Origin of the sequence: Aquimarina sp. I32.4, from assembly GCF_002924285.1 — a bacterium.
Lineage (GTDB): Bacteria > Bacteroidota > Bacteroidia > Flavobacteriales > Flavobacteriaceae > Aquimarina.
The window spans coordinates 113,372-123,595 of sequence record NZ_PGUB01000001.1; the positions used below are offsets into that span (position 1 = coordinate 113,372).

The window sequence follows — 10,224 nt, forward strand, 5'->3', positions numbered from 1 at the left end:
TTAATATGTAAAACTTGAAATTTTGAAAGAAAAGTTAATTCAAAAGTTTGATTTACAAGAACGACTTGTGAAATTTTCGGCAAATATTATTCTTAGTGTGAATGGTTTAAGCAAAGGATATGCTTCGGAGCATTTAGCTAAACAATTGATTCGATCTGCTACTTCTTCTGCCTTAAATTATGGAGAAGCACAAAGTGCAGAATCGAAAAAAGATTTTATTCATAAAATGAAGATATGTCTTAAAGAGCTAAGGGAGTCACAGATTAATTTGCAAATTTTGAATGAAGCACAATTGATTAATGATTATGGTAAGTTTAATATAATTAAACAAGAATGTAAAGAGCTTGTAGCTATTTTTACAACTAGCATTAAGACATCAAATAGGGTCTAATAATGTAAAACCGAAAAATGATGAATAAGAAAGAAGACGAATACTACTTTAGTGTTTTACATTTTACATTTTACATTTATAATTTAATATTTAACAATGATTTACTCTTTCAAAGGATATATACCCGTAGTACACCAAAGCAGTTTCGTACATCCATTAGCCGCAGTAACTGGTAATGTGATTATTGGCAAAAATTGTTATATAGGACCAGGAGCAGCGATACGTGGAGACTGGGGAGAAATTATTTTGGAAGATGGAGTGAATGTGCAGGAAAACTGTACCGTACATATGTTTCCAGGTAAATCAATTGTACTCAAAGAAAGTGCACATGTGGGGCATGGCGCTGTAATCCACGGAGCTAATCTTGGACGTAATTGTCTGATTGGTATGAATACAGTTATTATGGATGATGCAGAAATCGGAGACGAATGTATCGTAGGAGCAATGTCATTTGTAAAAGCAAAAACGGTATTTGAAAAACGAAGTCTGATTGTAGGCAACCCTGCAAAAGTAATCAAAGCGGTAAGTGATGAAATGATCGCATGGAAAACTAAAGGAACAAAACTATACCAGCAACTACCCACAGATTGCTATGAATCATTAAAAGAAGTAGAACCGCTAAGAGAAGTTCCTGAAAACAGAGAAACACAAGAAGCATTTTATAAAACACTAGAAGAATTTAAACAAAAGTAAATTCACGAGATGGTGTACAAAAGAGGTAAAATAAAAAAGAAGTATATTTAAACTAACAAACATTAGTTAACCAAAATGGCAACAGTAGAATTAAAAATGCCCAAAATGGGCGAAAGTATATCAGAAGCTACCATTCTTAACTGGTTGAAGAATGTTGGCGACACTGTAGAAGAGGATGAAACGATTTTGGAAGTGGCTACAGACAAAGTAGATTCAGAAGTGCCTTCTCCTTGTAATGGTGTAATTGCAGAAATACGATATCAGCCTAATGAAGTAGTAGAGATAGGACAGGTAATTGCAATAATCAATGCAGGTGCAAGTGCAGTATCATCTGATCAAAAACAACAAGAGACTAAAAGTGAACCAGTAGAAGGTTCATCAAAAATAGAGAAGCCTGCTGTTGTAACATCAGCAAAAAATAATGTTCCCAACCTACAGCTTTCAAATTCAGAAGTAAACGATGGGTTTTTATCTCCTTTGGTCATTAGTATTGCCCAAAAAGAGAACCTGAGTGTAGAAGAACTACAAAGTATTGTAGGTACAGGAGCAGAAGGGCGTATTCGTAAAAGTGATGTAGTACAGTATCTAAAAAACAGAAAACATCCTTTGCCAAGCAGGCCACAATCACAGGCACAAGCACAAGCACCCAAGTCAACATACAATGCTCCTCCTATCTCATTTGTAGAAGGAAAAGATCGTATTGTAGAGATGGATCGTATGCGCAAAATGATTGCAGATCATATGGTGTATTCTAAGCATACATCTCCTCATGTAACTAGCTATATAGAAGTAGATGTAACCAATATTGTGAATTGGAGGAATGAGGTAAAAGTAGCGTTTCAGGAAAAGTATGGAGAGAAACTTACCTATACTCCAATTTTTGTAGAGGCAGTAGCCAAGGCAATTCAGGAGTATCCTATGATCAATGTATCTGTAGATGGCAAAAAGATTATAGTACATGATGATATTAATGTAGGTATGGCAACCGCACTACCTAGCGGAAACTTAATTGTTCCTGTAGTAAAAAATGCCAATGAGAAAAACTTATTGGGATTAGCAAAACGTGTAAATCATCTGGCAAATAGTGCAAGAAATAATAAACTGAAACCCGATGAAATACAAGGAAGCACCTTTACTATTTCTAATGTAGGAACTTTTGGTAGCTTGATGGGCACACCCATCATTAATCAACCCGAAGTAGCGATTTTGGCACTCGGTATAATTAAGAAAAGACCAGAGGTGATTACTACAGAAAAAGGAGATGAGATTGCGATACGAAGTATGATGTACTTATCGCTTTCTTTTGATCACAGGGTAGTAGATGGATTTTTAGGAGGGTCATTTTTACGCAAAGTAGGAGATGAACTAGAAGCTTTTGATAGCAGTAGAGAAATATAATTACAAACAATTGCGCAAGGGATAGTAGCGGCATCCTTTTGTGTTAGGGATACCTAATGCAAAAGATATAGCGAATAGCCCGATCCCAATGGGATGCGCCCAAAACAGTACTAATGGAGCAACACATTAAAATTACAAAGACTTCACATTCAAAATTAGCGGATATTGATTTTGATAATATCCCTTTAGGAAAAACTTTTACCGATCACATGTTTATCTGTGAATATGAAGATGGTGTATGGCTAAATCCAAGAATAGAACCTTTGGAATTAATCCCTACCCACCCTGCTGCGATGGCATTGCATTATGGACAGGCAATTTTTGAAGGAATGAAGGCAACCGTAGGAGAGAATAATACTCCATTATTATTTAGACCAGAAGAAAATGCAAAACGACTTAATCACAGTGCTGCCAGAATGGGAATGCCAGCTGTACCTGAAGATCTTTTTGTAGAAGCTGTAAAACAAATTGTAGGAGTAGAAAAAGGATGGATACCTCCGCAAGAAGGAAGTGCTTTATACCTGCGTCCATTTATGTATGCAGACGAACCTTTTATTGGTATGCGAGCAGCCACAAGCTATAAATTTATTGTAATCTGTTCTCCTGCAGGACCTTTCTTTACCAAAAAGATACGTCTATATGCTGAGACTGAATATATAAGAGCGGCAGATGGAGGTACTGGAGAAGCAAAAGCAGCAGGAAACTATGCAGCAGCGATCTTGCCAACAGAAAAAGCCAAAGCCAAAGGATACGATCAAGTATTATGGTTAGATGCCAACGAGCATAAGTATATTCAGGAGGTAGGAACGATGAATATCTTTTTTAAGATTGATGGTAAGTTTATTACTCCCAATACAAGTGGCTCTATCTTAAAAGGAATTACTAGAGACAGTGCTATTACCTTATTAAAAGATAAAGGGTTTGAAGTTGAAGAACGCCCTATAACGATAGATGAAGTAATACAATACTCAAAAGAAGGAAAGCTTGAAGAAGCTTTTGGTACTGGTACGGCTGTTGCCATTGCTATGGTAGAAGCGATTGGGTATAATGATGAGGTAGTCACATTGCCAGAAGCAAACCCTGTAAGTCTGGATATGAAAAATACACTAGACGAAATCAAGGCACAGAAAAGAGAAGATACACACGGGTGGATTGTACCAGTGGCTGTTGAAGAAAAAGTAAAATAAACGAATCAAGATCTAGTATAGTCATTCTGGAATACACTTGAATTCATATATCAAAAACTACAGTAAAAATGGTAGCTGAAAAGACGATAGCAAAAGAAGTATTACAAAAAGCATTTACAACGCTTTGTACTGCCAAATCGATGGCAGAATTGTATGAAGAGAACTTTAAAATAGTTTCAAAATATGTGCATGCTACATCTAGAGGGCATGAAGCCATTCAGATTGCTACAGCAATGCATTTATTGCCTCAGGATTATGCTTTTCCTTATTATCGTGACGATGCGATGTTATTAGGAATTGGTATGCGTCCGTATGATTTGATGTTGCAGTTACTGGCAAAAAAGGAGGATCCTTTTTCTGGTGGAAGAACCTATTATTCGCATCCAAGTTTGAGAGATGATGATAAACCAAAAATTCCACATCAATCCTCTGCAACAGGAATGCAAGCAATACCTTCTACGGGCGTTGCTATGGGAATACAGTACAAAGAATTGGTTGATCTGGATGATAAAACATTACAGGACAAGCCTCTGGTAGTATGTTCACTAGGAGATGCTTCTGTTACAGAAGGTGAGATTGCAGAAGCTTTCCAAATGGCAGCATTAAAGCAGTTACCTATTTTATATCTGGTACAGGATAATGGATGGGATATCTCTGCAAATGCAGCAGAAACCAGAGCGCAAAATGCATATGAGTATGCACAAGGGTTTAATGGGTTGGATGCAATCTCTATAGATGGTGCAAATTTTACAGAAAGTTACCTGGCATTGCAAGAAGTTATAAAAACTATTAGAGAAGAAAGACGCCCGATGCTGGTACATGCCAAAGTACCTTTACTAAACCATCATACCTCTGGTGTGAGAATGGAGTGGTATCGTGATGATTTGGAAGAAGCTCGCTCTCGTGACCCATACCCAGTATTGAAAAAGCAATTGCTAGAGAATGGTTTTACAGAAAAAGAGATACAAGCTATTGAAGCTGAAACAAAAGCGGTTGTAGCCAAAGATTTGGAAGAGGCTATGAAAGCTGAAGATCCAACACCAGAAGATCTGTTTACTCATGATTTTGCACCTACTCCAATTACAGAAGAAAAAGGAGAGCGATCTCCCGCTGATAAAGAAGAAGTGGTGATGGTAGATTGTGCCCTGTTTGCGGTAGAAGAATTGATGAAAGAAAACAAAGAGTGCTTGTTATACGGTCAGGATGTAGGAGGAAGACTAGGTGGCGTATTTAGAGAAGCCGCTACATTGGCTCAGAAATTTGGAGATGAGCGTGTATTTAATACTCCTATTCAAGAAGCTTTTATTGTAGGATCAACAGTAGGAATGTCTGCCGTAGGGTTAAAACCTATTGTAGAGGTGCAGTTTGCGGATTATATCTGGCCAGGACTTAACCAGTTATTTACTGAGGTAAGTAGATCGTGTTATTTATCTAATGGAAAATGGCCTGTATCGATGATACTGAGAGTTCCTATTGGAGCGTATGGTAGTGGTGGGCCGTATCACTCATCATCTGTAGAATCTGTAGTTACCAATATTCGTGGAATCAAGATTGCATATCCAAGTAATGGAGCAGACCTAAAAGGATTAATGAAAGCGGCATATCACGACCCAAATCCTGTAGTGATTTTAGAGCATAAAGGTTTGTATTGGTCCAAAGTAAAAGGAACAGATGCTGCCAGAACGATAGAGCCATCAGAGGATTATGTATTGCCTTTTGGTAAAGCGAATGTGGTACAACGCATCTGGCCACAAGATGAAAAAGAAACTATGACTATAGTAACCTATGGTATGGGAGTTCATTGGGCGCTTAATGCGACAAAGGATATAAAAGAAACGGTAGAGATTATTGATTTAAGAACATTGTATCCTCTAGATGAGGAAACAATTATGGAATCGGTAAAGAAAACCAAGAAGTGTCTTGTCGTTACAGAAGAGCCTACTAATAATTCTTTTGCAAGAGCATTATCAGGTAAAATTCAGGAAGAATGTTTTAGATCACTTGATGCTCCTGTAATGACGATAGGTTCTGAGAACATGCCAGCCATTCCTTTAAACAGTACGTTGGAGCAAACCATGATTCCTTCTACAGAAAAAGTAAAGCAAAAAATAGAAGAACTACTGAAGTATTAGTGTACTAAAGTACACCGCATTTATATAGCCCTGATTAGTATTATCGGGGCTTTTTTATGAAGAATAAGTATTGAGAAAACCTCTTATTCAATATTAGTTATTCGATATTTTGAATGTTTTTTCATTACGGATTTGTTCTATACTCACCTTTTATTTTTTGTAGAAAAAAACAGTTGTGTGAGGAGTAAGAATTTGATTATGAAAAGGTTATTTTGAATTGATAAAACCTAATATATAACTTAGGGATAAATAATTTGAACCTTATCAAAAAAGGCTTAGTTTTGCAGTACACACACACAAACTTCAGGTATTTCTATACCATCTTGGCAATCCTTATACTGAAAAATAAATATAATTTAATACGATGAGTAACGTATATTTTACATCCATGATGCTATTTGTGATGCTATTATTTTTTTATAATACTGGCACAGCGCAAGATGATCGATCAGTATTAATTGATCTGTATAAGTCTAATCCAAACAATACACTGGATTGGGATATTTCTACAAAAAATATAGAAGATTGGAAAGGTGTACGTATAGAGAATGGAAGAGTAACACATTTAGAAATAAGAAGTGAAAAAATAACGAGTTTACCTGATAGTTTTGGCAACCTTTCTGCACTTATAAAGCTGAATTTATATAATAATCTATTAATAAGACTTCCAGCTAGTTTTGGCAATCTTTCTTCGCTTACCAGTTTAGTGTTGAGAGGTAATGAATTAAAGAGTTTACCTGATAGTTTTGGTGATCTCTCTGCACTTAAAAAGTTAGATTTAGTGTCAAATCAATTAAGCAGTTTACCCAGCAGTTTTGGCAATCTTTCTGCGCTTACAAGTTTGGAATTAACAAAAAATAGATTAAAGGGGTTACCAAACAATTTTGGTCATCTTTCTTCGCTTGAAACTTTAGAGTTAAGTAGTAATGAATTAAAGAGTTTGCCAGAAAATTTTGGTGATCTTTCGGCTCTTACAAAGTTGTATATAAACGGTAATAGGTTAGTAAGTTTGTCTGAAAATTTTGGTAACTTACTATTACTTGAGTGGTTGGACTTAGAATATAATAAAATAATTAATTTACCAGACAGTTTTGGTAAACTTTCTAAGCTTGTTGATTTGAGTTTAGAAAATAACAAATTAAAGAGTTTGCCAGACAGTTTTGGTCATCTTTCTGCACTTACAACTTTACGTTTGAAAAATAATCAATTAACAAGTCTTTCTTATAGTTTTGGTAACCTTTCGTCACTTACAGCTTTGGATTTAAATAGTAATCAATTAACTAGTTTACCAGCCAGTTTTGGAAGTTTAGGGTTACTCGAATGGTTGAATTTAGGAAAGAATCAATTAACGAGTTTACCAGAAAATTTTGGCAACCTTTCTTTACTTTCAGCTTTATTTTTAGGAGAAAATCAATTAACGGGTTTGCCAGACAGTTTTGGAAACTTAAAGAAGCTTAGTGATTTGACATTGCGAGAAAACCAATTAAAGAATTTGCCAAGTAGTTTTGGCAATCTTTCTGCACTTAGGATTTTGCATTTGTATGAGAATCAGTTGACGAGTTTACCAAGTAATTTTGGCAACCTTACGACACTTGAGGTTTTAGAATTGTATAGCAATAAACTAAGGACTTTACCAGATAGTTTTGGTCACCTTTCTGCTCTTACGAAATTGGATATGAACAAAAATCAATTAACAGATTTACCTGATAGTTTTGGTAATCTTTCTTCACTTAAGGTTTTGTTTATAGAGGGTACTATGTTAAAAAGTAATCCAAGCAATCAATTAAGTAGTTTGCCAGATAGTTTTGGTAATCTTTTATCTCTTGAAGAATTGTATTTAAAGTATAATCAATTAACGAGTTTACCAGAAAATTTTGGCAATCTTTCTTCACTTACTTATTTGGACTTAAAAGATAATAGGTTAGAAGGGATGCCAGAGAATTTTGGTCACCTTTCTTTGCTTATTTCTTTAAATCTAGAAGATAATTCAATAGCAAATTTACCAGAGAATTTTGGTCACCTTTCTAAGCTTATAGAACTCAATTTATATAATAATCAATTAACAAATCTCCCAGATAGTTTTGGCAATCTTTCTTCACTTACAGGTTTAAGTATAGGAAAGAATGATATCATTAGTCTACCAGACAGTTTTGGTAACCTTTCTACACTTCAAGAATTAAATTTACGAGACAATAAACTAACTAATCTTTCAGCTAGTTTTGGCAATCTTTCTGCACTTACTCATTTAGTGTTGAGAGGTAATCAATTAAAGGGCTTACCAGATAGTTTTGGAGATCTTTCTACACTCAAAAAATTAGATTTAGCGTCAAACCAATTAAGCAGTTTACCTAGCAGTTTTGGCAATCTTTCTTCGCTTGCTTCTTTTCGTGTAGAACTAAACCCATTAAGCAGTTTACCAAACAGTATAGGAAATCTTAGTTCTCTTACTTATTTTAATATAATGGTAAATAAGTTAAAGAGTTTACCTGAAAGCATAGGTAACCTTTCTGCACTTGAGACTTTTTATTTGAAAGATAACCAACTGAGTCGTTTACCCGATAGTTTTGGTAAGCTTTCTTCCCTTTCCTCTTTGAATTTAGAAGGGAATTCATTAACAAATATACCTAGTAATTTTTGCGACCTTTCTTCGCTTGAAAAGGTAGGTTTGGCCAGAAATCAATTATCTAGTTTACCAGAAAATTTTGGCAATCTTACTTCACTTGAATATTTGGATGTGGGGTATAATCAGTTAAAGAGTTTGCCTGATAGTTTTAGTAATCTTTCTTGGCTTTCAGGTGTATCTTTAGAAGGTAATCGATTTGAAGCTTTATCTCCCTCTTTATGCAAATTTATAAATAACATTCATATGAATGGTTTAGATTCTGGGGGTTGTAAATAGTATTATTTGTAAATGATAAACAAGAGGTTGGGGATTTAATAGTTAGAATTGAGTAATCAGTAGTTACTATTTTTCGGTTTTATATTTATATAGTGTTGAGTCCTAATGTTTCTTAAGGGGATTAATTCAATTTATTTATTTTAGAACTAATTTTTTTAAAATCTTTTGGTTTTATATTAAATGACATCTTGGTATGTTCTTGATAAATTACATTTCCACTTTTGCCATTTACAATGTTTATTATTTTATTATAGTTTACCTGATTCCACATTAGGTAATAGAAATCTTCTTTTTGGTTAAGGATTTTTTCTTCGAGGGTACTGTATTCAAGTATTTCATACTTAAAAGGATAGTCTTTCATTAATTTTTCCAATTCAGGATTCTTTTTTTCTAATCCAAAAAGGGCATTATATCCATATAATAGGTTGGAATCTATATATAAAGTATGATCTTTTAAGTTTTTTAGCTCAGGAAAAACATAGTCATAATAAATATCAATAGACTTTTTGTTTTTTAGGCTTTTATTGACTAGTTGTAGGTAGTTCTTTAAATATCCTAATTTGAAATTGATTAAATTTCCAACAATAACTTCTTCTTCAGCAGAGGGCATTACTACTTGTTGTCTCATTGGGAGTTAGGTTATCAATTAACGTAACGATTGGCTACATAATAAGAGCCGTATGAATTGAGAGGTTCACGTACGGTTCTGAGAGAGGTTTAGGGGTGAAATTCCCCTTTTCCTACTCGACTAGGCAATGTTTATATTCATAGGTAATATTTTTACATTTTCTATTTCAGATGTTTCCATTTTCTGATTCCGTTTCCAATAACTAGGGAAATCAACCCAACAAAGAATCCTTTTATTAAAATTGGGATTTGCCTACCGTTAAAAAAGAAACCGATATAGTTGTTTTCAATATAATTCATATAAGAACTTGATTTTAATATCAAAAAAGATTCAAAAGCCCAACCAATATTCATAAGTAAAGTCAGTAAAAACACTATATAAATTTTCTTTCCAACCTTTCTATTTAACAGTATTAACGGAATTACTGTGTTTAGTAAAAAAAATAGCCAATATAACCAAGCATATAAACCAGTTATTCTATCTAGAAAGACATAATTTTTAGAGATTGGAAACATTAATATCAGTAACCAAGTGATTAAAGTAATTAAACAATAAGTTATTATAGTCCAACGTATAATTTCCAATGTAATTATAGTTTCTATTTTTTCCTTAAAAAAAAGTCTTACAAAGATGATTAGTATAACACCAGTAAAAAGACCTTCGATAATGTTTTTTTCCAAAAACATTGGTAGTTCAATAATTTTATCAATCATTTTTTACTTATTTTTTTGTAGACGTAGGTGATATTGTTCTATAAAAAGACCCTGTGTGACTATCTCTTATTACTTCTCTCTTTAATACTTTAGCTGCTGGTTGGTCGTATGCATCCGAGCAACTACAATATAGAATTTTCTTGATATCCAGGTAGTAATTCTTCTAATTTTTGTATGCTATGA

At 34.1% G+C, this 10,224-nt stretch carries 8 protein-coding genes; 6 read left to right on the forward strand and 2 right to left on the reverse strand.

The window, feature by feature from the left end; genetic code table 11:
- The first annotated feature begins 22 nt into the window (after positions 1-22).
- The 6 genes from CVD18_RS00490 (at position 23) to CVD18_RS00515 (ending at position 8,700) form a co-directional block, all read left to right on the forward strand.
- Positions 23-391 (forward strand): four helix bundle protein, encoded by a 369-nt coding sequence (locus CVD18_RS00490; protein ID WP_233194441.1) that lies wholly within the window; start codon positions 23-25, stop codon positions 389-391.
- Between the two features lie 96 nt (positions 392-487).
- Complete coding sequence (locus tag CVD18_RS00495; protein WP_103863487.1) at positions 488-1,084, forward strand: transferase hexapeptide repeat family protein; 597 nt, start codon at positions 488-490, stop codon at positions 1,082-1,084.
- Between the two features lie 75 nt (positions 1,085-1,159).
- A complete protein-coding gene (locus CVD18_RS00500; protein WP_103863488.1) occupies positions 1,160-2,482 on the forward strand; it encodes a dihydrolipoamide acetyltransferase family protein in 1,323 nt (440 codons plus the stop codon).
- Between the two features lie 113 nt (positions 2,483-2,595).
- Entirely contained in the window at positions 2,596-3,669 is a 1,074-nt protein-coding gene (locus CVD18_RS00505; protein ID WP_103863489.1) for a branched-chain amino acid aminotransferase, read from the forward strand.
- A gap of 68 nt (positions 3,670-3,737) precedes the next feature.
- Entirely contained in the window at positions 3,738-5,801 is a 2,064-nt protein-coding gene (locus CVD18_RS00510) for a thiamine pyrophosphate-dependent enzyme (RefSeq protein ID WP_103863490.1), read from the forward strand.
- A gap of 364 nt (positions 5,802-6,165) precedes the next feature.
- A complete protein-coding gene (locus CVD18_RS00515) occupies positions 6,166-8,700 on the forward strand; it encodes a leucine-rich repeat domain-containing protein (protein WP_103863491.1) in 2,535 nt (844 codons plus the stop codon).
- Positions 8,701-8,821: 121 nt separating this feature from the next.
- Here CVD18_RS00515 and CVD18_RS00520 read toward each other — a convergent pair whose 3' ends face one another.
- Positions 8,822-9,328: a hypothetical protein gene (locus CVD18_RS00520; protein ID WP_103863492.1), complete on the reverse strand. Its 507-nt coding sequence runs from the start codon at positions 9,326-9,328 to the stop codon at positions 8,822-8,824.
- Positions 9,329-9,489: 161 nt separating this feature from the next.
- Positions 9,490-10,041 carry a hypothetical protein gene (locus CVD18_RS00525; RefSeq protein WP_103863493.1) on the reverse strand — a complete coding sequence of 184 codons (552 nt, stop codon included), beginning with the start codon at positions 10,039-10,041 and terminating at the stop codon, positions 9,490-9,492.
- Between the last annotated feature and the right edge of the window lie 183 nt (positions 10,042-10,224).